Source organism: Kytococcus schroeteri, from assembly GCF_042433515.1.
In the GTDB taxonomy this organism is placed as follows: domain Bacteria; phylum Actinomycetota; class Actinomycetes; order Actinomycetales; family Dermatophilaceae; genus Kytococcus; species Kytococcus schroeteri.
Genome location: NZ_JBHLVH010000019.1, coordinates 98,168 through 121,112 on the forward strand (window position 1 = coordinate 98,168; position 22,945 = coordinate 121,112).

Sequence of the window (22,945 nt, forward strand, 5' to 3'; positions counted from 1 at the left end):
CCCGCAACCCCCATCATCGAACATGTGGACGAAACGACACCCGCCCGACCGCGACCCACCCCACCTGTGGACACCCACCACACCGGCCCCATGCCCACGCCGAGGTGGACGCCATCCGCGCCGCCCCCCGCCCGGGACGCCGCCGACGCCGGCTTCGACGACGCCGCCATCCGCCGCGACGTGTGCGCCGACTCCCCCCTCGATGCTGCGCCTCACCCGCACCCCGCACGATGCCGAGCACGCCCCCTTCGCCGCGTGGCTCGCCCACCCCCGGCCGCGACGAGTACTGACGCCTACGATCGACCCGTGACCCAGAGCACCGAGCAGCCCGAGAGCCCCTTCGACCCCACCGCGTGGGCCACCGTCCCCGGCTTCGAGGAGCTCACCGACATCACCTACCACCGCAGCACGCTGCCCGCGGTGGGGCGCGGCGGCCCCGACGGCACGGGTGACGGCTCGAGCACCCTCGGCGTGGTCCGCATCGCGTTCGACCGCCCGGAGGTGCGCAACGCCTTCCGCCCCCACACGGTGGACGAGCTCTACCGCGCCCTGGACCACGCGCGCCGCTCCCCGGACGTGGGCGTGGTGCTGCTCACTGGCAACGGCCCCTCGCCCAAGGACGGCGGCTGGGCCTTCTGCTCCGGCGGCGACCAGCGCATCCGCGGCCGCTCCGGCTACCAGTACGCCACCTCCCACGACAGCGACGTCGCCGCCGCCGACGCCTCCAGCGTGGACACCGCCCGCGTGCGTGCCGAGGGCGGTCGCCTGCACATCCTCGAGGTGCAGCGCCTCATCCGCACCATGCCCAAGGTGGTCATCTGCCTGGTGGGCGGCTGGGCGGCCGGCGGAGGGCACTCCCTGCACGTGGTGTGCGACCTCACCATCGCCTCCCGCCAGCACGCGCGCTTCAAGCAGACCGATGCCGACGTGGGCTCCTTCGACGCCGGGTACGGCTCGGCCTACCTGGCCCAGCAGGTGGGGCAGAAGTTCGCCCGCGAGATCTTCTTCCTGGGCCGCACCTACGACGCCGAGCAGATGCACCGCATGGGCGCGGTGAACCTGGTGGCCGACCACGCCGAGCTGGAGCGCGAGGGCATCGCCATGGCCCGCGACGTGCTGGGCAAGTCGCCCACGGCGCAGCGCATGCTGAAGTTCGCCTTCAACCTGGCCGACGACGGCCTCATGGGCCAGCAGGTCTTCGCCGGGGAGGCCACGCGCCTGGCGTACATGACCGACGAGGCGGTGGAGGGCAAGGAGGCCTTCCTGGAGAAGCGCGACCCGGACTGGTCGGCGCACCCCTGGTACTACTGAGCCGCCGGTGACCTCCCGCCCCTCCCCCTCGCCGGGCACCCCCACCACCATCGATGCCGGGGCCGGCGTCGATGCCGTGCGCGCCGCCCTGGCGGGCGTCCTCGCCGGGCGCGCCGACCTCGCGCTGGGCACGTCGGGCTCCACCGGCTCCCCGGCCCGCGCCCTCCTCCGTGGCACCGACCTGCGCGCCAGCGCCACGGCCACGCACGCCCGCCTCGGAGGCCCGGGGCGGTGGGTGCTCGCGCTGCCGCCCGGCCACATCGCCGGGGTGCAGGTGCTGGTGCGCGCAGCCGTGGCCGGGACCGAGCCGCTGGTGACCACCGGCGGCGACGGCACGTCCTTCGACCCCGGCCGCCTGGCCGCCGACCTCGAGGCCGCCCGCGCCGCCGCCCCGGCCACCCGCACCTACCTCTCCCTCGTGCCCACGCAGGTGGTGCGCCTGGTGGCCGACCCCACCCTGGCCGGGCGCGTGGCCGCCGCGGTCGACGCCGTGCTCGTGGGCGGGGCGGCCCTCCCCTCGGCCGCCGCCGAGGCTGCCGCGAGCGCCGGCCTGCCCGTGGTGCGCACCTACGGCTCCACCGAGACCTGCGGCGGGTGCGTCTACGACGGCCGCCCGCTGGACGGAGTGGAGGTGGGCACCACCGCCGAGGGGCGCGTGACGCTCACGGCGCCGTGGGTGACGCGGGGCTGGCTGGTGGACGGGGAGCTCGTCACCGAGCGTGCGCACGCCGGGGGCGCCGGCGCCCGCATCGAGGAGGACGCACCCGCCGCCGACGACACGCCCCGCCGCACCCTGGTGACCGACGACCTGGGCGAGCTGGCCGACGGCCGCCTGCGCCTCATCGGGCGGGCGGACGACCTCATCGCCACCGGGGGGCTCAAGGTGTCGCCGCACGTGGTGGCCGATGCGGTGGCGCGCCTGCCGCAGGTGGCCGAGTGCGCCGTGGTGGGCACCCCGGACCCGGTGTGGGGGCAGCGGGTGACCGTGGTGGCCGTACCGCGCCACGGAGAGGGCGCTGCCGGCAGCGCCCCCTCGCTCGCCGCCCTCCGCGACGCCCTGCGCACCGAGCTGGCCCCCGAGGCTCTCCCCCGTGCCGTGCGCTGGGTGGACACGATGCCGCTCACCGGCCCCGGCAAGCACGACCGGGCAGCCCTGCGCACCCTGGCTGCCGAGCCCGACGAGGCGGTATGAGGTCAGGCTGCGCGGCCCACAGCCGCCGAGAGGTCGAACATCGAATCCGCCCAACGCATCATGCGGTCGTCGTGCGTCGCCATCACGATGGCCGTACCCCGGGAGGCCATCTCGTCGAAGACCCTCTGGACGACCTGGACGTTGCCGTCGTCGAGTGACGCCGTGGGCTCGTCGGCGAACACCACGCGGGGATTCTGCAGCAGCAGCCGCGCCAGAGCGACCCGCTGCTGTTCGCCACCACTCAGGGTCAGTGTCTTGGTCTGCGGGGAGTGACTCACACCCACACGGTCGAGCACCTGGGCACGCATGGCCGGCCGGTCCGCGCGGCGCACAGTGCGCCCGGAGAAGCCATAGTCCAGGTTCTGCCCGATGGTCTGCGTAGGCACCAGTCCGTGGTCCTGGAAGAGGACTCCCAGGACGTCACGGCGCAGACGCCGCATGGTGCGCCCGCTCGCGCTCGTGAGGTCCGTTCCCTCCAGACGAACGCTTCCTCCGCCGGGGGACTCCAGGCCGGCGAGGCAGTTCAGCAGCGTGGTCTTGCCGCAGCCGCTGGGTCCCACCAGGGCGAGACGCTCGCCGGGGGCAACCGTGAGGTCCACCCCCTTCCAGAGCACCCGGCCGGGCACACTCATGGACAGCCTCTCGGCCACCAGCACGAACTCGTCCTGCATGATTCACCCTTCCTTCAGGACTGTGGTGTTGAGGCCCCGCTCGACGATCGTCGCTGTCACGGCCACGACGAGCGCCACGACGAGACACTGACCGGCGAGCAGCCACGCCCCAGCGGGTCCCTCGAGGACACCGCGAGACAGGGCCACGACCGTTCCGATGAGCGTCATGACCGCCGCAGCCGCAGCCACTGGCACGTGCCGGCGAATCGGGTGGCGCCCCGTCACGAACCCCACGAACAAGCGGCGGCGACGGGCGCGGGTCAGAACCTGGACCGCCACCACCAAGGAAGTGATCTCGATGGCGGCGAGCACGACCATCGAGACCACGGCTCGATGCCGCTCACGCCCCAGCTCCACCCGGGTCTCCTCGACGGTCTGCTGCGGATCGACGGCCGGAGAGACCCGGTCCGCCACGGTCGAGGCAGCCAGCGCCGCCTCGACCTTCCGCGGCTCGCCCACGAACATGAGCTCCGACCGGCTCATGGCCGCGGACAGGAAGTTTCCGGAGAGCCAGTCCGCGCCATCGTCGACGACCAGCACCCACGGATCAGTTGCTTCGTCGTCACCAGACGAGCGCACCGCGTTTCCTTGGCGGAGGACCGGCCACCCGTCGACCCCAGCAGGCGCGTGCACAATCTGCACCGAAGGAACCTCCACGCAGCCCTTCGCCCGCTGACGTTCGCCGCAGGAGAGTTCTCCCTGAAACGCCATCCACTCCGCCACCGAGCCCTTGACGGCACCAACATCACCTCCGGAGGGAGCGACGAGCCAGGGCCCGTCCCCGTCCAGGGTCACCTCAGGCTGGAGACGCCGCAGGTACTCCTTGTTCACGATGAGACACCCCTGACCACCGTCCGCGAAGTCACAGGGCTTCGGCGCCGCGTTGAGGAAGATCGGGGTCGTCTTGTCCAAGGTCGTGAACACCGTCCGAAATCGGTGTCCGACCTCCGGCGACTCGTTGTCCGGTGCTCCGTACTGACTCGGCGACGCAAGTTGGGGCATGCGGTCCCAGACCCCGAGCTCTTCGCTGAGACGCTGCTGTTCCATGCCCGTCTGGAGAGCCCGCACGCCCGCCACGGGCAGGAGCCCCATGGCAGCCGTGGCTGCGAGTGAGGCGGCCAGTCCGATCACCAAGAAGGGTCGGCGACCCCGCAGACGCTCCATGAGCGGGGCCTCCCACTGGAAACCCGCTGCCAGCCCCACCACAGCGGCTGCAAGTACTCCGAGGGCGGCCCAAGCGAGCAGGCCCAGAACAGAACCGCGCACCGAGGAGCCCAGGACCGCGCGCGTGGACGGGTTCAACGCCACGGCCACCAGCATGACCACGAGCACGCCCACCATCCATGCCACGACAAGACCCAGCAGCCCCCACCAGGCAGTCCTCCGGGACTGCCCGCACGCCTCCATCACGGCGACCCGCCGTGTGGCCTCCGCGGCAGTCAGAGCAGCAGCCGCCAACACCGCCGCCCCCAGCACCCACAGTGCTGCCATCAAGTCCGCCTGTGACGCAGCGAGGTCACGGGGACCCGTGTCCACTCGCTCCCTGACCGACACGTCGACCCCCATGTGGTGCAGGTCGGCATAGAAGGCACGCAGCTGCGCCGGTTCACCCCATACGGCCCACCGACCTCGCAGGCTGGTGGAGTCCGACCACGGTTCTGCCCGCGCTCCAGGGATCCCCACCGGCTCTGCAGGCCCGTTCTCGACGGGGGGCGCCGAGGGCGGAGCCTGCATCGTCGTCTCTCCTGCAGCGCCCACCGTGACCCGGGCCAGTCCCACACCGTGCTCCGCTGCGCCGGCCCCCATCTGGGCGGCGAGCCCCTTACGGTCCGGGATCCCCGACACGACGAGGCTGGCGTCAGCCCTGTTGGGGAAGGTCTCCGCCTGAGCTGAAGCTCCGAGCCAGGCGATGATCGCAGCCAAGAGCAGGTTGATGGTGATCGTCAGCCTCAACAGGTGCGTACTGCGCACTCCGCATCCTTCCCACTGCCACGGTTGTGGGGCCCGGATCCCTCCGGGCCCCACAACGCGTCACGAACCCGGACTCAGACCACGCTGTAGTAGGCGTGGTCGACGGCCAGCTGGCAGGCACGGATGGACGAGTTCGCCCACACGCCCTTGCTCTTGGTGCCCGAGCGGTTCTCCTCGCCGTCGCAGTTGCGCACGGAGGAACCGTGGGCGCGGGAACCATGGTGGTACTCCGACACGACGGTGCCACCACCAAAGGCTCCGGTCGTACCATGCCGCCACGTTCCGCCCGCCGGGTGGGTCGTCTCGACAGCTGCGAAGGCAGCGGTGGCACAGGTGGCCGTGACAACGGTAGTCAGTGCGACCCCGCGACGGAGCGACGCATACGCATGATGCACTCCTTCATGTGTGATCGACTGTTGGTCAGGAAGACCAACACCGCCATGAGACCCCCCCCCCCAACGCTGTCCGCAAGAGGCGACGACAGATCACACCACATCGTGACCGAATCCATGCCGACCCTTGACCATTCAAGCCAGGAGGACCCCTCGACCATGGCCACGCTCGCCCAGTGGATCGAGGGCGCCCGCCCCCGCACGCTCCCGGCAGCGGTGGCCCCCGTGGCCGTCGGCACCGGCGCGGCGTTCGCCCTACGCGGCACCCACGGCCACGAGGACGCCGGCCACTGGGGCTTCGCGCTGTTGGCCCTCGTGGTGGCCCTGGCCCTGCAGGTGGGCGTCAACTACGCCAACGACTACTCCGACGGCATCCGCGGCACCGACGAGGAGCGCATCGGCCCGGTGCGCCTGGTGGGCCAGCGCCTCGCGCCGCCGCAGCAGGTCAAGGCCGCGGCGTTCAGCGCGTTCGCCCTGGCCGGGCTGGCCGGCATCGCCCTGAGCGTGCTCTCGGGCCACTGGTGGATGCTGCTCGTCGGCGCGGCGGCCGTGTGGGCGGCGTGGAACTACACCGGCGGCAAGAACCCCTACGGATACCGCGGCCTGGGCGAGGTGGCCGTCTTCGTCTTCTTCGGCCTCGTGGCCGTCCTGGGCACGCAGCTCACGCAGGCCGGCACCACGTCCTGGGCCGGGCTCGCCGGGGCCGTCGGCGTGGGCGCCGTGGCGGCCGCCCTCAACCTCACCAACAACCTCCGCGACATCGAGGGCGACGCCGCCGTGGGCAAGGTGACGCTCGCGGTCCGGCTCGGTGCCCGTCGCACGCGGAGGCTGTACGCCGGCCTCATCGGCCTGGCCTTCCTCATGGTGCTGGCCTCCGGGCTGCAGCACACTCCCGCCGTCGTGGCCCTGCTCGCGCTGCCGCTGGCCGTCCCCCCGGTGCGCGCCGTGCTGCAGCGCGCCCGCGGCCGGGCCCTCATCGGTGTGCTCGGCCAGACCGGGCGCATGCAGCTGGTGCTGGGCCTGCTGTGGGGCCTGGGCCTGTGGTGGGCTGGCCGCTGACCGGCTGACGCCCCACGCGGCTGCGCCCGGCCCCGTGGTCGACTCCCACCCGTGGTGGGGTTCACACGCCGCGTCGGGCGGCGCATCATCAGGCAGAACGGGTACCGCCCGGTGCCCGTCCGCCACCCCGAAGGGGACGCCATGCGCCGTGCACTGACACTCACCACCCTGCTGGGACTGGGCCTCGCCCTGTCCGCGTGCGGGACCGATGAGGGCGGGTCGGGAGGGTCCGACAGCCCCACCAGCTCGGTGGGCACCCCGTCGGGGTCCGCCCCGGACGACTCGCCCGCGCCCAGCGAGGACCCGTCCGGCTCCACCAGCCCGAGCGACCCGTCCGGCGGCGACCCGTCCGGCGGCGATGACCTCCTGGAGCCCGGCGAGAAGGCCGAGAAGAAGCACGCCGGCCGCAACGGCTCCCCCGTCGCCTACCTGGTGAAGGAGGGCTCCACGCAGGCCGAGCTGGCCGTCCGCTGCGACGGCGGCGGCTCGATGACGCTGGCCCCCACCCGGGGCGGGCAGGGCACCCCGGTGGGCCCCGAGGTGGAGGTCGCCTGCGACGGCGAGCGCCACGACCTGACGCTGACGGCCGAGAAGCCGTTCAGCTCCTTCCGCGCCCTCACCCCGACCATGGGGCACTACGAGATCGCCGTGCTCAGCACGATGCAGTGAGGCCCGCACAATGAGACCCGTGCGCTGACACCGCATCACGATCCGGTCACGAGTGGCCCGGTCCCGCCCACCGACGCACGTCGGGGCGCGAGGATCGGGCCACTCCCGTCTGGGAGTCCGAACCGTCCGCCGAGGGGAACACCGTGCGCCGCAGCCTCACCACCACCGCCACCCTGCTCTGCCTCGCGATGGGGCTCAGTGCCTGCACCGGCGGGGACGGCTCGCCCGAGGCCGACGGCTCGACCACCAGCAGCACGGGCAGCATCAGCACAGAGCCCTCCACCGGCCCCAGCGGCTCCGGAGACGACGCCAGCCCGAGCCCCACCACCCACGTCGCCACCGCCGACGACGGCAGCGGGGACGACGGCAACGGCACCGCCCCCACCGAGCCGACCCCGCAGGGTTCGCCCAGCACCACCCCCCTGCTGGGGCAGGCCGGCCCCGAGGAGGAGGAGCTCCGCCCGGCCACCACCCTGCCCGCCGGGCGGACCACCACCGTGAGGACCGTCGGGGTGAAGGTGCCCCGGGGCGAGGGCGTCTACGTGGCCGTCGCCTGCGGCGGGACGGGGCGCGTCACCATCGACGACGGGCTCGGGGACCCCACGCACCTGGAGTGCAGCTCCCCGGCCCACGGCAGCCGTGCCACCCACGTCGTGGACCCCGGGTCCTCGGTGCGGGTGACGGTCGACCCCGGCGCCCGGGCCGCCTACCGCCTGTACCGCGTCGTCGCCCCGCCCACCCTGGAGCCCGACGCGCTGATCTCCGTCTCCGGCGAGGGCGGCGGGGACGCGTTCGTCGCCGAGGTCGCCCCGGGGCGGCGGATGCATGTCACCGTGCGGTGCGACGGAGACGGGACCCTCGCGCTCCGCGCCCAGGGCCGGGGCGGCTCGCCCCTCGGCGCACCCCAGCGGTTCGTCTGCGACGGCACGAAGCGGCGTGCCGTCGTGGAGGCCCCGCGGCGCTTCACCTTCCTGCAGGTCGCCCCCACCTCGGGGGTCGGCCGGTACGAGGTGGCCGTCACCCGCGTGGAGCGCTGAGGCTCAGACGAAGTCGTCCTCGCCACCCGCACGCCGGGCGGCGGGGGCGCCGGTCACCTGGTCCTCCACGTCCTCGTCGCTCACCGGCTGGGTGCGGGAGCGCTTCGCCTCACGACGCGCGATGGCGTCGTCGATCTGCGCGGAGAAGTCCTGCCGGGGCGCCTTGAGGAAGAACCACGAGGCCACCATCGAGGCCAGGGCGGCGGCGACCACCACCCAGAACGGGCCGGTGCTGCCGAGGTCCACCCCGGTCAGCTCGACCACCAGGAAGAACCCGGCGGCGAAGAACAGGAACACCAGGATCCGCAGGAGCGTGTAGCGCAGCACGGTCACATCCCCGAGTACGAGTGGAAGCCGACGAAGTACACGTTGACGACGGCGTAGTTGATGATGATGCAGGCGAAGCCGGCGATGGCCAGCCAGGCCGAGTGGCGCGTCCACCCAGCGGTGGCGCGCGAGTGCAGGTAGGCGGCGTAGACCACCCAGATGACGAAGGTCCACACCTCCTTGGGGTCCCAGCCCCAGTAGCGGCCCCACGCGCGCTCGGCCCAGATGGCGCCGGCCACCAGCGTGAAGGTCCACAGCGGGAAGCCGATGACGTGGGCCGAGTAGGTGAGCTTGTCCAGCCGGTCGGCCGAGGGCACGCGCTCCAGGAAGGCCGGGCCGCTGCCGCGCTCCTCCCGACGCCGCTGCAGCAGGTAGAGCACCGCCAGCGCGAAGCCGATGACGAACACACCGATGGAGAGCGTGGCCACGGTGACGTGGATGACCAGCCAGGCGCTCTGCAGCGAGGGCATGAGCTGGGAGGCCTCGGTCCACCAGGCGGTGGTGGCCGCGCCGAGGATGAGCAGCACCGGCCCCACCACGAACAGGCCCAGCCAGCGCGTGTCGCGGCGCAACGCCCACAGGGTGAAGCCCACCATCGCGAAGGCGGCGGCGGCCAGCGCGAACTCGTACATGTTGCCCAGCGGCGCGCGGTGCACCGAGAGCCCACGGGTGGCGATGGTGGCCAGCAGCGTGCCGGTGCCCAGCAGCGCCAGCACCTGCCCGGCGGTGCCCATGCGGCGGCCGTCGGCCATCGCGAGGTAGCCGGTGTAGGCCAGCATCGAGAGGGCCAGCACGGCCATGGTCACCACCGAGAGCACGTCGGAGGTGCGGGCCATCGGCTCGTCCACCGAGGCCAGCAGCGCGATCGGCGCTCCCTGCACGGTCATCAGTTCTCCTCGTCCTGCGCCCGGGCGGTCCCGAGGCGCTGCGTCAGCTGCGTGTGGAGGGCATCCACGCCCTCGGCCACCGTGGGGTCGTGGCCCTTGGCCAGGCCGGCCATCTCCACGCGGGCCCCGCCCTCGCCCGGCACGATGCGGACGAAGTAGCGGCGGCGGCGGATGGTCAGGGTCATCACCAGGCCCACCAGGCCGGTGAGCGCCGAGACGAGCGCGGGCACCTGGCCCGGGTCGTGGCGCACGGTGAGGCCGGCGAAACGGCGGACGCCCTCGAAGGTCACGGTGCCGCGGCCGCCGGGCAGCTCGTACTCCTCGCCGGGGCGCAGGAAGATGCGCACCGGGGTGCCGTCCTTGCCCTGCACTTGCTTCATGCGGTCGGTGTTCAGGGTGAAGACCGACTGCGGGCGGCCGCCGGGGAAGAGCTCGCCCTGCCAGGCGGTCATCACCAGGGCCGGGTCGGCCAGGCCGGGGAAGGTCGAGTGGGGGCCGCGGTCGCCGGTGATGGCCTGGGTGGGCAGGAACAGCCCGGCCAGGCCCAGCTGCTTCCCGTCCTCCCCGGCGGACACCTTGAACGCACCGCTGGAGGTGTACTGGTTGTCCTGCACCAGCATCGGGGAGGCCTCGCGGTAGAGCAGGGTGCCCTTCGCGTCGCGGACGCTCACCTCCGGCGCGTAGCCGTTGCCCAGCAGGTAGATGCGGGCGCCGCCCACCGAGAGCGGGGCGTTCACGGTGAACTTCTGCGCGCGCTCACCGTCACCGTCGTCGAAGCGGGCGTCCACCTCGAAGCGGCGGGGCGCACCGAACTGCCCCTTGCCCGCGTCCGGGTCGGTCTCGAAGTCGACGTCGACCTCGTCGACCGCCAGCCGGAAGTCCGGCAGGTCGCGGGTGTCCACCCACGGCCCGGCGCTCAGGGTGTCGTACCGGCCGTTGCTCGAGGTGAACTCCTCGCCCTCCACCACGAGCACCTCGGCACGCCAGCCGAAGAGGTAGCCCAGGGCCACGCTCACGAGCACGCCCACGAGGCTGATGTGGAAGACCAGGTTGCCCAGCTCGCGGAGCATGCCGGTCTCCATCGAGACCTCGCGGACCCCCTCGGCGCGCGACTCCTCGCGCACCCGGTAGCGGCGCGAGCGGCCCAGCGCGGCCACCTCGGCAGCGGTCGACTCCACGTCCGCACCCGGCAGGTCCACCACACGGTGGCCGGGCATGCGGGTGGTGCGCCGCGGCACGGCCGGGGGCTGCTGCCGCCAGCCGTCCAGGTACACCTTGGTGCGGGGGATGATGCAGCCCACCAGCGAGGTGAACAGCAGCAGGTAGATGGCCGCGAACCACGGGCTGGAGTAGACGTCGAACATCTGCAGCGCGTCGAGCACGCGGGAGAGCTCGGGGTGGTCCTGCTGGTAGCGGTCCACCGCGGCGGAGTCCACGGAGCGCTGCGGCCAGATGGAGCCGGGCACGGCGGCCACGGCCAGCAGCAGGAGCAGCAGCAGCGCGGTGCGCATGCTCGTCAGCTGCGCCCACGCCCAACGCAGGGTGCCCACCATCAGATCACCGGCCTGAACGAGGAGATCCACTCGGTCTGGAACCAGACCATGACCCGGTCCCACACGCCGGCCAGCATGAGCAGGCCGAGCACCATGAGCACCACGCCCCCGGCGGCGCTGATGACGCCGTGGTGGTCGCGCATCCAGCCCAGGGCGGTGGCCGCGCGGGAGATGCCGGCGGCCAGCAGCACGAAGGGCAGGCCCAGGCCGAGGCTGTAGGCCGCGGCGAGCACGCCACCGCGGGCGATGGCGTCACCGGAGCCGCTCAGCGAGCTGCTCAGGGTGAGGATGGCCCCCAGGACCGGCCCGATGCAGGCCGAGAAGCCCAGCCCGAACGCGGCGCCCAGCAGCGGGGCCCCGGCCAGACCGGCGGCAGGCCGCCAGCGCACCTTCCACTCACGGCCGCCGAGCCCGAAGGTCATCACCGCACCCATGGCCAGCACCACCAGCCCACCGGCGCGCAGCAGCAGCCCGCGGTCGTCGGCCAGGGCGATGCTCACCCCGGAGACCACCACCGACAGGCCGAGGAAGACCACGGTGAAGCCGAGCACGAAGAGCAGGCTGGCCAGCACCAGGCGGGGGCGCCCCACGGACCGGTCCTGGGCCTGCACGCCGCCCAGCCCGGTCACGTAGCCGAGGAAGCCCGGCACCAGGGGCAGCACACACGGGGAGGCGAAGCTCACCACGCCGCCGGCGAAGGCCAGCGCCATGGCCCACGGCAGGAAGCCCGAGGCGATGGTGTCCTGCAGGCCCATTCAGTCGCCCTCACCCAGCACGCGGTCCACCAGCGAGCGCAGGGTGGAGGCCTCCACCGGCCCGGAGACGCGCGCGGCGATGCGGCGCTGCGCGTCGAGCACCAGCGTGGTGGGGGTGGCCGAGGCGGCGCCCTGCAGCCCGCGGAGGGTGGCCCCGCCGTCGTCGGCGAGGTTGGGATAGGTCACCTTGCGGGAGGCCACGAAGGCCTTCGCCGTCTCGGCGGAGTCCCGCTGCACCAGGCCCAGCAGCAGCACGTCCTTCTTCTCGTACTCCTGCCAGAAGTCCTGCAGCACCGGCATCTCCTTGATGCACGGCGGGCACCAGGAGCCCCAGGTGTTGAGCAGCACCACCTTCTGGTCGGCGTCCTCGAGTCGGAAGTCCTTGCCCTCCAGCGTCTTCCCGACGAGCGTCACCGGCTGGCGCCGCTCGCCGGCATCCAGCTCCTCCACCGTGCCGTCGCCGGAGATGTAGTTGGAGTCGCCCTCGCCCCGGGCGCGGCCGGAGACGGTGTTGCCCTCGTCCCCGCCGCAGGCCGACAGGGCCATCGCCCCGAGGCCGGTGAGGCCTCCGGAGAGCACGAGGCGACGCGAGGGGGTCCACAGGCCGGCCCGCGTCGGGCGCGGCGCGCTCATGCCCCGGGCACCGGGGAGGCACCGGGCAGCAGCGAGGCGGCGGGCTCGCTGTAGTGCACGGCGTACACCTCGTCACCGGTGAGGTCGATGGTGGTGACGCTCGCCAGGGAGCACTCGCGCCTGCGCGGGTCGTGCGGCAGGGCGCGCCCCTCGAGCTGGCTGCGCAGCATCCAGACCGGCAGCTGGTGGCTCACGACCACGGCCTCGTGGCCGCGGGCGGCCCGGGCGGCGTCGCGCACCGCGGCGTCCATGCGGGCGGCGATCACCCGGTAGGGCTCACCCCACGACGGACGCAGCGGGTTCCACAGCACCGGCCACGAGCGCGGGTCGCGCAGGGCGCCCTTCGAGGACCCCACGCGGCGCCCCTCGAACTGGTTCTCGGACTCGATGACGCGCACGTCGGTGTGCACCTCCAGCCCCGTCAGCTCGGCCACCGGGGCGGCGGTCTCCTGGGCACGCTCCAGCGGGGAGGCCACCAGGTGGGTGACGTCGTGCCCGCGCAGGGACTCGGCCACCATGCGCGCCATCGCGTGGCCGCGGTCGCTCAGGTGGTAGCCGGGCAGGCGCCCGTAGAGCACCTTCTCGGGGTTGAACACCTCGCCGTGGCGCACCACGTGCACCAGCGTGCGGTCGGCCCGCCCGTCGTGGCGCGGCGGCTCGGTGGGGTGCACGGTCGTGGGCGCACTCATGCGCGCACCTCGCGGGCCGAGGCGTCGACGGCGGTGACGATGCGGTCGAGCACGTCGTCGGTGTGCGCGGCCGAGGCGAACCAGGCCTCGAAGGCGCTCGGCGGCAGGTGCACGCCGTGGCGCAGCATCGCGTGGAAGAACGCGGCGTGCAGCGCGGTGTCCTGCTGCTGGGCGCTGGAGAAGTCGGTCACCTCGTCGTCGGTGAAGAAGACGCTGAACATGGTGCCCGCGCGGCCGATGCGGTGCGGGATGCCCTCACGGGTGAACGCCTCGGTGACCGCGGCGGTGAGCACCTCGCGGGCGTGGTCCACCGCGGCGTACACCTCGTCGGTGCACAGCCGCAGCGTGGTCAGGCCGGCGGTGGCGGCCACCGGGTTCCCGCTGAGGGTGCCGGCCTGGTACACCGGGCCGGCCGGGGCCAGGCGCGCCATGACGTCCGCACGGCCACCGAAAGCGGCCACCGGGAAGCCGCCGCCCACCACCTTGCCGAAGGTGAACAGGTCGGGTGCCTCACCCATCTGCGAGAGGCCCAGCCAGCCGGTGGGGCTGGCACGGAAGCCGGTCATCACCTCGTCGGAGACCAGCAGCGCACCGTGCTCGCGGGTGAGGCGGCGCATCGCCTGCTCGAACTCCGGGGTCGGCGGCACCACGCCCATGTTGCCGGCGGCGGCCTCCACGATGACGGCGGCCACCTCCGGGCCGTGCTCGGCGAAGGCCTGCTCCAGGGCGGTCACGTCGTTGTACGGCAGCACCAGCGTCTGCCCGGCCGACGAGGCGGGCACCCCGGCGGAGTCAGGCAGCGCGAAGGTGACCACACCCGAACCCGCCTGTGCCAGCAGGGCGTCCACGTGGCCGTGGTAGTTGCCGGCGAACTTCACGACCTTCTCGCGGCCGGTGAACCCCCGGGCCAGGCGCAGCGCGCTCATGGTGGCCTCGGTGCCGGAGTTCACCAGGCGCACGGCCTCCACCGGCTCGATGCGGCGCACGATCTCCTCGGCCAGCTCCACCTCGTGCGGGTTGGGCGTGCCGAAGCTGAAGCCGCGCGCGGCGGCCGCGGTCACGGCCTCGAGCACCTCGGGGTGGGTGTGGCCCAGGATCATCGGGCCCCACGAGCCCACGAGGTCGACGTACTCGGTGCCGTCGGCGTCGGTGAGCAGGGCGCCCCGGGCCGAGGTGATGAAGCGGGGGTCACCGCCCACCGCCCCGAACGCGCGGACCGGGGAGTTCACACCCCCGGGGATCACGGCGCGGCCGCGCTCCATCCAGGCGACGCTCTGGGACACGGGGGTACCGGGGGACACAGGGGTGGGCATGGACACGACCGTCTCAATCCTTCCTGAGTGTTCGCTGCAAGGACGGGGCGCACGGGGCCCGCGACCAGTGGGCCGCGGGCCCCGGGACGCTGCGTCAGCGGCCCTCGCGGAGCCAGGCGGCGGCCTCCAGTGCGTGGTAGGTGAGCACCACGTCGGCCCCCGCACGGCGGATGCCCAGGAGCGACTCCAGCACGGCGGCACGGCGGTCGATCCAGCCGTTGGCCGCGGCGGCCTCCAGCATCGAGTACTCGCCGCTCACCTGGTAGGCCACCACGGGCAGGTCGGTGTGCGCACGCAGCGCCGCCACCACGTCCAGGTAGGCCAGGGCGGGCTTCACCATCACCATGTCGGCACCCTCGGCCTCGTCCAGGGCCAGCTCCACCAGGCTCTCGCGGGTGTTGGCCGGGTCCTGCTGGTAGGTGCGGCGGTCGCCCTGCAGGGAGGAGTCCACGGCCTCGCGGAAGGGGCCGTAGAAGGCCGAGGCGTACTTGGCCGTGTAGGCCATGACCACCACGTCGGCGAAGCCGGCCTCGTCGAGCGCCTCGCGGATGACCACCACCTGGCCGTCCATCATGCCGCTGGGGGCCACCACGTGGGCGCCGGCGCGGGCCTGCGCCACGGCCATCTCGGCGTAGCGCTGCAGGGTGGCGTCGTTGTCCACCCGGCCGGCGGCGTCGAGCACGCCGCAGTGGCCGTGGTCGGTGAACTCGTCCAGGCAGAGGTCGGTCATCACCAGCAGCTCGTCGCCCACGGCGTCGCGCACCGCCCGCGTGGCCCGGTTGAGGATGCCCTCGGGGTCGGTGGCACCGCTGCCGACGGCGTCCTTGGTGGACGGCACGCCGAACAGCATGATGCCGCTCACCCCGGCGTCGCGGGCCTGCACGGCCAGCTCCACCAAGCCCTCCACGGTGTGCTGCTGCACGCCCGGCATCGAGGAGATGTCGCGCGGGGCGTCACCCTCGTGCACGAAGGCGGGCAGCACGAGGTCCTGCGGCGCCAGGCGCGTCTCGGACACCATCCGCCGCATGGCCGGAGTGGTGCGCAGGCGACGCGGGCGACGGTGCGGGCCCAGCACGGGGCGCTCCGGCGCGGGGCTCACCGGCTCCTCCGACGCTTGGTGACCTCCTGCGAGGGACGGGTCACAGGACGGCCGGCGGCGAGCGCCTCCTCCACCCGGCCGCGGGCGAACGCGGTGAGGGCGTCGATGACGGCCTCACCGCTGGCCTCCTCGGCCACCGCATCCACGCGCAGCCCCAGCTCGGTGGCGGTCTCCGCCGTGGCCGGGCCGATGCAGACGATCACGGTGCTCGGCGACGGCTTGCCGGCGATGCCCACGAGGTTGCGCACCGTGGAGCTGCTGGTGAACACCGCGGCGTCGTAGGTGCCGTTCTTGATGGCGGCACGCACCGGCGCCGGCGGCGGCGTGGCGCGCACGGTGCGGTAGGCCACGATGTCGTCGACCTCCCAGCCGCGCTCCTGCAGGCCGCTCACGAGCACCTCGGTAGCGATGTCGGCACGGGGCAGGAAGACGCGGTTGATCGGGTCGAGCACGTCGTCGTACGGCGGCCAGTCCTCGAGCAGGCCACGGGCGGACTGCTCCCCGCTGGGCACGAGGTCGGGCTCGATTCCCCAGGCGCGCAGCGCGTCGGCGGTCTTGCCGCCGACGGCGGCGATCTTCAGCCCGGCGAAGTCGCGGGCGTCCAGGCCCAGGCCGGCGAACTTCTCGCGCACGGCCTTCACCGCGTTCACCGAGGTGAAGCCGATCCACTCGTAGGTGCCGGTCACCAGGCCGCGGATGGCCTTGTCCATCTGGTGCGGGGAGCGCGGCGGCTCCACGCTGATGGTGGGCACCACGTGGGCGGTGGCGCCGCGCTCGGAGAGGGCGCGCACCATCGGCTCGGCCTGATCCTTGGTGCGGGGCACCAGCACGCGCCAGGCGAACAGCGGGCGGGTCTCGAACCACGAGAGGGTGTCGCGGTCGCCCACGCAAGCGCCCACGGTGGCCACCACCTCGTCGCCCTCCACCTCCTCGGCGCCCTCGGCGACGTCCGCCAGGGTGCTGATGCTCGTGGCCTGCTGGGCGGTGGTGCCGCCCACGGTCAGCGCGATGGGGGTGTTGGCCGCGCGGCCGCCCTTCACCAGGGCACGGGCGTGCTCCACCACCTCGTCGGCGCTGCCGATGAGCACCAAGGTGGTCGAGTCGTCCTCCACCACGGCGGGGTTCACGCGGCCGCCGGGGCCGATGGCGTGCACCACGCGGTTGGTGCCGGTGGCGATGGGCACCCCGGCGTAGGTCGGCACGGCCTGCAGGGCGGAGACGCCCGGCACGACCTCGATCTCCAGCCCGGCCTTGCGGGCCGCGGCGGCCTCCACGCCCAGCGAGGAGAAGATCGACGGGTCGCCGTCCACCACGCGGGCCAGCACCACCTGGCCCTCGCGGCCTCCGCCGGCCTCGGCACGGCGCTCGGCGGCCTGCTTGACCGCGTCCTTGGCGGTGGAGACCAGCTCCTTGGCCCGGGAGGCCGCGGTGAGCTCGGCCTGCGCGGCCGGCACCGTCATGAAGGTGGCCCCGGGGCGCATCCACTCCACGAAGTCGTCCTCGAGGTGGCCCTCGTCGGCCACCACGACGTCGGCCATGCCGAGCACGCGGGTGGCGCGCACGGTCATGAGGCCGGGGTCCCCGGGGCCGGCTCCGACGAAGACGATGCGGGCAGCGGGCGCGGGGAGCCCTGCCCGCTGGGGCGAGGGCTGGGTGCTCGGGGCGGTGCTCACGAGTTCTCCTTCAGGGACGTCGGGTCGGCGGGTGCCGGTGCGTCGCCGATGCCGGGGAGCCGGTCGGCTCCCGCATCGCGCAGCGCCAGGGCCACCCGGCGGCCCAGGTCGTCGGCGGTGCTGTGCTGGGGGGACCGGCCGCCGGTGGCCGGGTCCGTGGGCGAGGACGGGGAGGGCGGTGCAGACAGGTCAGGGGCCTCGCGGGTGCAGCCGGCCTCGCGGACCGACCACGAGCCGTCGCGCTCCCCGGCGAAGGCCACGAGCTCGACCACCTCGCCGGCCGCGTCGTCCACGGCGCGGGCCAGGGCCCCCACGGGCGCGGAGCAGCCGGCCTCGAGGGTGCCGAGCACGGCGCGCTCGGCGGCGGTCGCGGTGCGGGTGGGCGCGTGGTCGAGCGCACGCAGGACCTCGGTCGTCGCCGGGTCGTCGCTGCGGCACTCCACGGCGAGCGCACCCTGCCCGGGGGCGGGCACCATCACGTCGGGGCCGAGCCACTGCGTGACCCGGTCGGTGAGGCCCAGACGGCGCAGGCCGGCCCCGGCCAGCACCACCGCGTCGAGCTCGCCCTCGGTGACGGTGGCCAGGCGGCGCGGCACGTTGCCCCGCAGGTCCACCACCTCCAGGTCCGGACGGGCCACCCGCAGCTGGGCCTCGCGGCGCGGCGAGCCGGTGCCCACACGGGCCCCGGCCGGCAGCATGTCCAGGGTGAGGCCGTCGCGCGCCACCAGGGCGTCGCGCGGGTCCTCGCGCTCGGGCACGGCGGCGATGACGAGCCCCTCGGGCTGGGCCACCGGCAGGTCCTTGAGGGAGTGCACGGCCAGGTCGATCTCCCCGGCCAGCAGGGCGTCGCGCAGGGCGCTCACGAACACGCCCGTTCCCCCGATGCGGCTCAGCGGCGCACGGTTCACGTCACCCTCGGTGGTCACGAGCACCAGCTCCACCTCGTGCCCCAGGGCCCGCAGCGCGTCGGCCACGTGCCCGGACTGGGTGGTGGCGAGGTCGCTGCGCCGGGTGCCCAGGCGCAGGGGGCGGCGGGCCTCCGTCGCGGCGGTCACCGGGAGGTCCCCGGCTGCTCGAGGAGGGCGCCCAGCGTCAGGCCGTCCAGGGCGGACTCGGGCACGAGCGGCGTCGGCCCGCTGGTGGGCGGGGCGCTGACGGCCTGCGTCTCGTGCGGGTCCAGGTCGAAGAGCTCGCGCAGCGCCCCGGCGAAGTCACCGCGGGGGTCACCGGCCAGCTGCTTCACGCGCACGCTCGGGGTGTGCAGCAGCTTCTCCACGATGCGGTGCACCGACCGGCTCACCTCCTCGCGCTCGGCCTCCCCCAGGTCGGGCAGGCGGCGGTCCAGGCGGGCCATCTCGGACTCCACCACGGCCCGCGCGGACCGGCGCAGGGCGGTCACGGTCGGGGCCACCTCCAGCTGGCGGCGAGCCACCTCGAAGGCGGCCACCTCGGCCTCCACCAGCTCGCGCACGGCACGCACCTCGGCCTCCGCGCCGTCGTTGCCGGCGTCCGCCTCCTCGCCACCGAGGCCACCCAGGCCCACGACGTGCTGACCGGGCAGGTCGGCCACCTCCGGCTCCACGTCGCGCGGCAGGGCCAGATCCACCAGCACGCGCTCGCGCTGCGGCAGGCCGGCCACGAGGTCGCGGGTGATGACCGCACCGGTGGCCCCGGTGCAGGTGATGACCACGTCGGCGCCGGCGAGCACCGCGGCGAGCTCGTCCCAGTCGTGGGCCGTGCCCTCGGTCGCCTCAGCGAGGCGGTCGGCGGTGGCGCGGGTGCGGTTCACCACGTGCAGGTCGGTGCGCACCCGGCGGGCCACGGTCATGGCGGCCAGCGAGCTCATGGCCCCCGCGCCCACGACCACCACGGTGCGTCCGGCCAGGGGGCCCAGCAGCTGCTCGGCGCGTTCCAGCCCGCGCTGCACCAGCGAGCGGCTCACGGCGTCGATCTCGGTCTCGGCGTGCGCGCGGCGCCCCACACGCAGGGCGTGGTCGAAGAGCGAGCCCAGGTGCGTGCCGGCGCGGCCAGAACGGCGCGCGCGGCGCAGGGCGGTGCGGAACTGGCCAAGGATCTGCCCCTCGCCCACCGCCATCGAGTCCAGGCCGGCGGCCACGGAGAAGGCGTGCCCCACCGCGCGGTCCTCGTAGTGCACGTAGAGGGAGGGGGCCAGCTCGGCGACCTCCACCCCGGTGGTCGTCGCCAGCGACTGCCCGATGTGGTGCACGGCGCCGTGGAAGGCGGTGGCCTCCACGTAGACCTCGAGCCGGTTGCAGGTGGAGACGGTCAGCACCTCGGCCACGTCGGCGCCGGTCTGGACCGCCGCGGCGAGCTCCCCGGCCGCGTCGTCCCCCAGGGCCACTCGCTCCAACAGGTCCATGGACGCACTGCGGTGCGACGCACCGACGACCAGCAGACTCACCGGGGAATCACGGGCTCCTCTCCGCGTGCTCCCGCCGATGTCGGGCACCACACGGCAGGGATCGGGCGGCGTGGAGGGGGCGCTATACCAGATGCGCCCGTCGGAGGGAACAGCGCCCCCGAGTCTACGCTGCAGCGTCGTACTTCACGAAATCCGCGCACCCGCAGGGCACTCCCCCTCACTCCCGGCCGGGCACAACACCGCGCCCCCCGGCCGTGGCCGGGGGGCGCTGGGAGTCACTTCTTGTTGCGACGCTGGTGACGCGTCTTGCGCAGCAGCTTGCGGTGCTTCTTCTTGCTCATGCGCTTGCGACGCTTCTTGATGACGGAACCCATGCTTCACATCCTTCTCGGGGTGTTACCGCGGCCCCTCACACGGGATGGAGGCCTCAACAGTTCTGATGGGTCCTGCGCCACGTCCGCGGCGCCCTGCCAGGAGGGCCGGCCGACGACGCGGGCACGGGGACCCGAAGACGGTGATGGCCAACGATACACCCCGCGCCCCGGGGGTCAGTCGAACCAGGGGTCCAGCCCGTGGTGGGCGAACACGGCCTCGCGCGTGGCCATGACGGCCTGGTCGGTGGGCGAGTCGGGGTCGTAGCCGGTCTCCCAGCTGCGCCACCACGGCCAGTCACCGCCGGCGTCGCCCATGGTCAGCGGGTACTCGCCGACGACCTCCTCGAGGCGGGCGCGCCAGCCCGGCGGGGTGTCCACCGAGAGGTCCACCTCCTGGCCGGCCACCACGCCGAGCAGGGCGGTCCAGCTGCGCGGCACCACGTCGGTGATCGAGTAGCCACCGCCCCCGAGGGCCAGCCAGCGCTCCTCGCACACCGACCCGGCCAGCTCGCGCATGGTGCCCATGGCCACGGCCTGGGCCTCCACGGAGAGCCCGAAGTGCGCCAGCGGGTCGTGGGCGTGGCCGTCGCACCCGTGCTGGGTCACGAGCACCGTCGGCTCGAGGGCGTGCACCAGCGGCGGCACGATCGCGTGCACCGCCCGCAGCCAGGCCGCGTCGCCCGTCCCCGGGGGCAGGGCCACGTTCACCGCCGAGCCCTCCGCACCCGGGCCGCCCACGTCGCCGGGGAAGCCGGTACCGGGGAAGAGCACGCGACCGCTCTCGTGCAGGGAGATGGTCACCACGCGCGGGTCGTCCCAGAAGGCGGCCTCCACCCCGTCGCCGTGGTGCACGTCGAGGTCCACGTAGACGACCTTCTCCGCACCCCGGTCGAGCAGGCGGCGGATGGCCAGTGCGGGGTCGTTGTAGATGCAGAAGCCCGCCGCCCGGTCCGGCATCGCGTGGTGCAGGCCGCCGGCGATGTTCACCCCGCGCACGATCTCCCCGGCCATGATGGCGTCGGCGAGCTGCAGGCTTCCCCCGGCGGCCAGCGCGGAGGCCTCGTGCATGTGCGCGAACGCCGGGGAGTCCTCGTCGCCGATGCCCTGCGAGCCGTCGGCCGACCCCGGGTCCCGCGACACCGCCTTCACGTGCTCGACGTACCCACGGGTGTGCACCGTGGCGAGCTCGTCGTCGGTGGCCGCCACGGGCGGCACGAGCTCGAGCGCGTCGAGCACCCCCAGCTCGTCGGCCAGGTCGTGGGTGAGCCGCAGCCGCAGGGGGTTCATCGGGTGGTGCGCGCCGAAGTCATACTTGACCAGGGCCTCGTCCCAGACCGCCCGCCCGCGCTCGCTCGGGTGGGTGGCGGCGGCGTCCCGTCCTGCGTCGTCCATGACGTCACGCTACCGAGAGGAGACCCATGCAGCGGCACCGGCTCTACGACGAGGACACCCTCGTCATCGGCCTGGGGCGCTTCGGCACGGCCGTGGCGTCCGAGATGCGCGCCCTGGGCTACCGCGTGCACGCCATCGAGGAGCGGCCCCGGCTGGCCGAGCGGCACCACCGCACCTTCGAGCGCGTCATGGCCATCGACGCCACCGACCCCCAGGAGCTGCAGCAGGCCAAGCCGGAACTCTTCCGCATCGCCGTGGTGGCCATCGGGTCGTCCGTGGAGTCCTCGCTGCTCACGGCCGGCAACCTCGTGGACGCCGGCGTGCCCAACATCTGGGCCAAGGCCGTCAGCGAGGAGCACGCGCACATCCTGGAGCGCATCGGCGTGCACCACGTGGTCTTCCCCGAGGCCGACAGCGGCCGCCGCGTGGCGCACCTGGTCAACGACAAGCTGCGCGACTACATCGAGTTCGACGACGGGTACGCCATCGTGAAGATGACCCCGCCGCACGAGATGATCGACAAGACCCTCACCGAGAGTCAGGTCCGTTCGCGCTACGGGGTCACCGTGGTGGGTGTGAAGGAGCCGGGCGAGGACTTCCACCACGCGGTGCCGGGCACCATGGTGGGTCGCCACCACTCCATCATCGTGAGCGGGCCGGCGGCCGCCATCGAGCGGCTCGCCTCCCGCCCCTGAAGGGGCCGACTCAGTCGGTGCCGTCCTCCAGGGCCCCGGCCACGTCCTCGTCGACGTCGCCCTGCAGGGCCAGCGGAGTCTCCTCGGATTCCGCACCCAGCGGCAGCACGAAGGCGGCCTCCACCTCGGGCTCGCCGTTGACCACGACGTCCCGACGGCCCTCCGTGGGGCGGTAGCCGATGGAGCTGGCGAACGCCACGGCGCGGCCGTTGTCCGTGCCCACCCAGTAGACGAGGTGGCTGTAGCCGGCGTTGCGGCCCACCTGCTCGGCGTGGTCCATGAGCTTGCGGGCGACGCCCTCGCCACGCAGGGCCGGGGTCACCCAGATGCCGTAGACCTCACCCAGCTCGTCGTCCTTGCGGGTGTCCTCGTCGCCGACGGAGGCCAGGGCCACCAACTCGGAGCCCCGCTGGGCGACGAGGCGGGTGGAGTGGCTCATGCGCTCCTGCCACTGCTCGTCACCGTGCTGCGACTCCTCCTCGTAGGAGGCCACGAAGGCCTCGGGGTCCTCCTGCAGCGCCCGCAGGCGAAGGGTCTTGAAGATCTCCCACTCGTCTGCCGCGAGCTCGCGCACCGTGATGTCAGTCATGTGGTCATGATTCCATGCCCGCGCCCGCGCCGCGCAAGGGGCGCTCCATGCGCCACTCGGTGCGGAGGTCGTCGGGGTCGTCCGGAGCCGCCCGGAAGGGCGCACCGACACAGCGGAACCCACCGCGCTCGTACACACCCCGGGCCCGCGGGTTGTCGGTCATGACGTGCAGGTGCAGCGCCGCCTGGCCCCGCCCGCGGGCGCGGTCGGCCACCGCCTCCACGATGCGGGAGGACAGGCCGGTGCCGCGGTGGGCCGGTGCCACGAACATGCTGATGAGC

General features: G+C 73.6%; 24 protein-coding genes. 6 read left to right on the plus strand and 18 right to left on the minus strand.

Annotation, left to right across the window (positions count from 1 at the left end):
• The first annotated feature begins 306 nt into the window (after positions 1-306).
• Both ACFFHC_RS09510 and ACFFHC_RS09515 read left to right on the plus strand, forming a co-directional pair.
• Entirely contained in the window at positions 307-1,311 is a 1,005-nt protein-coding gene (locus ACFFHC_RS09510) for a 1,4-dihydroxy-2-naphthoyl-CoA synthase (protein ID WP_379804970.1), read from the plus strand.
• A 7-nt stretch (positions 1,312-1,318) separates the two neighbouring features.
• Entirely contained in the window at positions 1,319-2,503 is a 1,185-nt protein-coding gene (locus ACFFHC_RS09515) for an AMP-binding enzyme (protein WP_379804973.1), read from the plus strand.
• A 2-nt stretch (positions 2,504-2,505) separates the two neighbouring features.
• On the opposite strand, the gene ACFFHC_RS09520 is transcribed toward ACFFHC_RS09515, so the two are convergent.
• The 3 genes from ACFFHC_RS09520 to ACFFHC_RS09530 all read right to left on the minus strand — a co-directional run bounded on the left by ACFFHC_RS09520 (position 2,506) and on the right by ACFFHC_RS09530 (position 5,540).
• Positions 2,506-3,174, minus strand: a complete 669-nt coding sequence (locus ACFFHC_RS09520) for an ATP-binding cassette domain-containing protein (RefSeq protein ID WP_202816693.1) — start codon at positions 3,172-3,174, stop codon at positions 2,506-2,508.
• A 3-nt stretch (positions 3,175-3,177) separates the two neighbouring features.
• Entirely contained in the window at positions 3,178-5,145 is a 1,968-nt protein-coding gene (locus ACFFHC_RS09525; protein WP_379804976.1) for a bacteriocin-associated integral membrane family protein, read from the minus strand.
• A 74-nt stretch (positions 5,146-5,219) separates the two neighbouring features.
• The gene (locus tag ACFFHC_RS09530; protein WP_083323504.1) at positions 5,220-5,540 is read right to left on the minus strand and encodes a lactococcin 972 family bacteriocin; all 321 of its coding nucleotides are present in this window, start codon (positions 5,538-5,540) and stop codon (positions 5,220-5,222) included.
• Between the two features lie 156 nt (positions 5,541-5,696).
• Here ACFFHC_RS09530 and ACFFHC_RS09535 point away from each other — a divergent pair, with 156 nt between their 5' ends.
• The 3 genes from ACFFHC_RS09535 to ACFFHC_RS09545 all read left to right on the plus strand — a co-directional run bounded on the left by ACFFHC_RS09535 (position 5,697) and on the right by ACFFHC_RS09545 (position 8,302).
• A complete protein-coding gene (locus tag ACFFHC_RS09535) occupies positions 5,697-6,596 on the plus strand; it encodes a 1,4-dihydroxy-2-naphthoate polyprenyltransferase (protein WP_070704435.1) in 900 nt (299 codons plus the stop codon).
• Positions 6,597-6,737: 141 nt separating this feature from the next.
• Positions 6,738-7,265, plus strand: coding sequence for a hypothetical protein (locus ACFFHC_RS09540; protein WP_141494302.1), 528 nt, complete (start codon positions 6,738-6,740; stop codon positions 7,263-7,265).
• A 143-nt stretch (positions 7,266-7,408) separates the two neighbouring features.
• Positions 7,409-8,302 carry a hypothetical protein gene (locus tag ACFFHC_RS09545; RefSeq protein WP_070704441.1) on the plus strand — a complete coding sequence of 298 codons (894 nt, stop codon included), beginning with the start codon at positions 7,409-7,411 and terminating at the stop codon, positions 8,300-8,302.
• A gap of 3 nt (positions 8,303-8,305) precedes the next feature.
• Here the strand turns inward: ACFFHC_RS09545 and ACFFHC_RS09550 are convergent, their stop codons facing one another.
• From ACFFHC_RS09550 to ACFFHC_RS09610, 13 genes are all read right to left on the minus strand, one after another.
• Positions 8,306-8,629, minus strand: a complete 324-nt coding sequence (locus ACFFHC_RS09550; RefSeq protein WP_168168432.1) for a DUF4229 domain-containing protein — start codon at positions 8,627-8,629, stop codon at positions 8,306-8,308.
• A gap of 2 nt (positions 8,630-8,631) precedes the next feature.
• Positions 8,632-9,516 carry a c-type cytochrome biogenesis protein CcsB gene (gene ccsB, locus ACFFHC_RS09555; protein ID WP_202816687.1) on the minus strand — a complete coding sequence of 295 codons (885 nt, stop codon included), beginning with the start codon at positions 9,514-9,516 and terminating at the stop codon, positions 8,632-8,634.
• On the minus strand, positions 9,516-11,069 hold the full coding sequence (gene resB, locus ACFFHC_RS09560; RefSeq protein WP_379804984.1) for a cytochrome c biogenesis protein ResB: 1,554 nt from the start codon (positions 11,067-11,069) through the stop codon (positions 9,516-9,518). The genes ccsB and resB overlap by 1 nt, the downstream gene beginning before the upstream one ends.
• A complete protein-coding gene (locus ACFFHC_RS09565) occupies positions 11,069-11,824 on the minus strand; it encodes a cytochrome c biogenesis CcdA family protein (RefSeq protein WP_180802196.1) in 756 nt (251 codons plus the stop codon). The genes resB and ACFFHC_RS09565 overlap by 1 nt, the downstream gene beginning before the upstream one ends.
• On the minus strand, positions 11,825-12,457 hold the full coding sequence (locus tag ACFFHC_RS09570; protein ID WP_379804987.1) for a TlpA family protein disulfide reductase: 633 nt from the start codon (positions 12,455-12,457) through the stop codon (positions 11,825-11,827).
• Positions 12,454-13,146, minus strand: coding sequence for a histidine phosphatase family protein (locus tag ACFFHC_RS09575; RefSeq protein ID WP_379804990.1), 693 nt, complete (start codon positions 13,144-13,146; stop codon positions 12,454-12,456). Before ACFFHC_RS09575 ends, ACFFHC_RS09570 begins: the two co-directional genes overlap by 4 nt.
• Complete coding sequence (gene hemL / locus ACFFHC_RS09580) at positions 13,143-14,459, minus strand: glutamate-1-semialdehyde 2,1-aminomutase (protein ID WP_101849321.1); 1,317 nt, start codon at positions 14,457-14,459, stop codon at positions 13,143-13,145. The genes ACFFHC_RS09575 and hemL overlap by 4 nt, the downstream gene beginning before the upstream one ends.
• 94 nt (positions 14,460-14,553) lie before the next feature.
• Positions 14,554-15,534 carry a porphobilinogen synthase gene (gene hemB, locus ACFFHC_RS09585; protein ID WP_101849322.1) on the minus strand — a complete coding sequence of 327 codons (981 nt, stop codon included), beginning with the start codon at positions 15,532-15,534 and terminating at the stop codon, positions 14,554-14,556.
• A gap of 20 nt (positions 15,535-15,554) precedes the next feature.
• A complete protein-coding gene (locus tag ACFFHC_RS09590) occupies positions 15,555-17,231 on the minus strand; it encodes a bifunctional uroporphyrinogen-III C-methyltransferase/uroporphyrinogen-III synthase (RefSeq protein WP_070704452.1) in 1,677 nt (558 codons plus the stop codon).
• Positions 17,228-18,286: a hydroxymethylbilane synthase gene (hemC, locus tag ACFFHC_RS09595; RefSeq protein WP_101849260.1), complete on the minus strand. Its 1,059-nt coding sequence runs from the start codon at positions 18,284-18,286 to the stop codon at positions 17,228-17,230. The genes ACFFHC_RS09590 and hemC overlap by 4 nt, the downstream gene beginning before the upstream one ends.
• Complete coding sequence (locus ACFFHC_RS09600; RefSeq protein WP_101849261.1) at positions 18,283-19,653, minus strand: glutamyl-tRNA reductase; 1,371 nt, start codon at positions 19,651-19,653, stop codon at positions 18,283-18,285. The genes hemC and ACFFHC_RS09600 overlap by 4 nt, the downstream gene beginning before the upstream one ends.
• A 236-nt stretch (positions 19,654-19,889) precedes the next feature.
• Positions 19,890-19,988 (minus strand): 30S ribosomal protein bS22, encoded by a 99-nt coding sequence (locus ACFFHC_RS09605; protein ID WP_005504750.1) that lies wholly within the window; start codon positions 19,986-19,988, stop codon positions 19,890-19,892.
• Positions 19,989-20,162: 174 nt separating this feature from the next.
• Positions 20,163-21,380, minus strand: coding sequence for an acetoin utilization protein AcuC (locus ACFFHC_RS09610; RefSeq protein ID WP_070703255.1), 1,218 nt, complete (start codon positions 21,378-21,380; stop codon positions 20,163-20,165).
• 26 nt (positions 21,381-21,406) lie between these two features.
• Between ACFFHC_RS09610 and ACFFHC_RS09615 the strand changes: the two genes are divergently transcribed.
• Positions 21,407-22,075 carry a potassium channel family protein gene (locus tag ACFFHC_RS09615; protein ID WP_379804998.1) on the plus strand — a complete coding sequence of 223 codons (669 nt, stop codon included), beginning with the start codon at positions 21,407-21,409 and terminating at the stop codon, positions 22,073-22,075.
• A 10-nt stretch (positions 22,076-22,085) separates the two neighbouring features.
• On the opposite strand, the gene ACFFHC_RS09620 is transcribed toward ACFFHC_RS09615, so the two are convergent.
• A complete protein-coding gene (locus tag ACFFHC_RS09620; RefSeq protein WP_379805001.1) occupies positions 22,086-22,664 on the minus strand; it encodes a GNAT family N-acetyltransferase in 579 nt (192 codons plus the stop codon).
• A 4-nt stretch (positions 22,665-22,668) separates the two neighbouring features.
• Positions 22,669-22,945, minus strand: a 277-nt coding sequence (locus tag ACFFHC_RS09625; RefSeq protein WP_379805004.1) for a GNAT family N-acetyltransferase, incomplete at its 5' end; no start/stop codon positions are given.

What these genes read in the sequence shown, in the direction of transcription:
- ACFFHC_RS09520 (WP_202816693.1), bottom strand. Translation starts at nt 3,174, where the DNA reads ATGCAGGACGAGTTCGTGCTGGTGGCCGAGAGGCTGTCCATGAGTGTG.
- ccsB (WP_202816687.1), bottom strand. Translation starts at nt 9,516, where the DNA reads ATGACCGTGCAGGGAGCGCCGATCGCGCTGCTGGCCTCGGTGGACGAG.
- hemL (WP_101849321.1), bottom strand. Translation starts at nt 14,459, where the DNA reads ATGCCCACCCCTGTGTCCCCCGGTACCCCCGTGTCCCAGAGCGTCGCC.
- ACFFHC_RS09620 (WP_379805001.1), bottom strand. Translation starts at nt 22,664, where the DNA reads ATGACTGACATCACGGTGCGCGAGCTCGCGGCAGACGAGTGGGAGATC.
- ACFFHC_RS09540 (WP_141494302.1), top strand. Translation starts at nt 6,738, where the DNA reads ATGCGCCGTGCACTGACACTCACCACCCTGCTGGGACTGGGCCTCGCC.
- ACFFHC_RS09535 (WP_070704435.1), top strand. Translation starts at nt 5,697, where the DNA reads ATGGCCACGCTCGCCCAGTGGATCGAGGGCGCCCGCCCCCGCACGCTC.
- ACFFHC_RS09610 (WP_070703255.1), bottom strand. Translation starts at nt 21,380, where the DNA reads ATGGACGACGCAGGACGGGACGCCGCCGCCACCCACCCGAGCGAGCGC.
- ACFFHC_RS09615 (WP_379804998.1), top strand. Translation starts at nt 21,407, where the DNA reads ATGCAGCGGCACCGGCTCTACGACGAGGACACCCTCGTCATCGGCCTG.
- ACFFHC_RS09570 (WP_379804987.1), bottom strand. Translation starts at nt 12,457, where the DNA reads ATGAGCGCGCCGCGCCCGACGCGGGCCGGCCTGTGGACCCCCTCGCGT.
- ACFFHC_RS09605 (WP_005504750.1), bottom strand. Translation starts at nt 19,988, where the DNA reads ATGGGTTCCGTCATCAAGAAGCGTCGCAAGCGCATGAGCAAGAAGAAG.
- resB (WP_379804984.1), bottom strand. Translation starts at nt 11,069, where the DNA reads ATGGTGGGCACCCTGCGTTGGGCGTGGGCGCAGCTGACGAGCATGCGC.
- ACFFHC_RS09565 (WP_180802196.1), bottom strand. Translation starts at nt 11,824, where the DNA reads ATGGGCCTGCAGGACACCATCGCCTCGGGCTTCCTGCCGTGGGCCATG.
- ACFFHC_RS09575 (WP_379804990.1), bottom strand. Translation starts at nt 13,146, where the DNA reads ATGAGTGCGCCCACGACCGTGCACCCCACCGAGCCGCCGCGCCACGAC.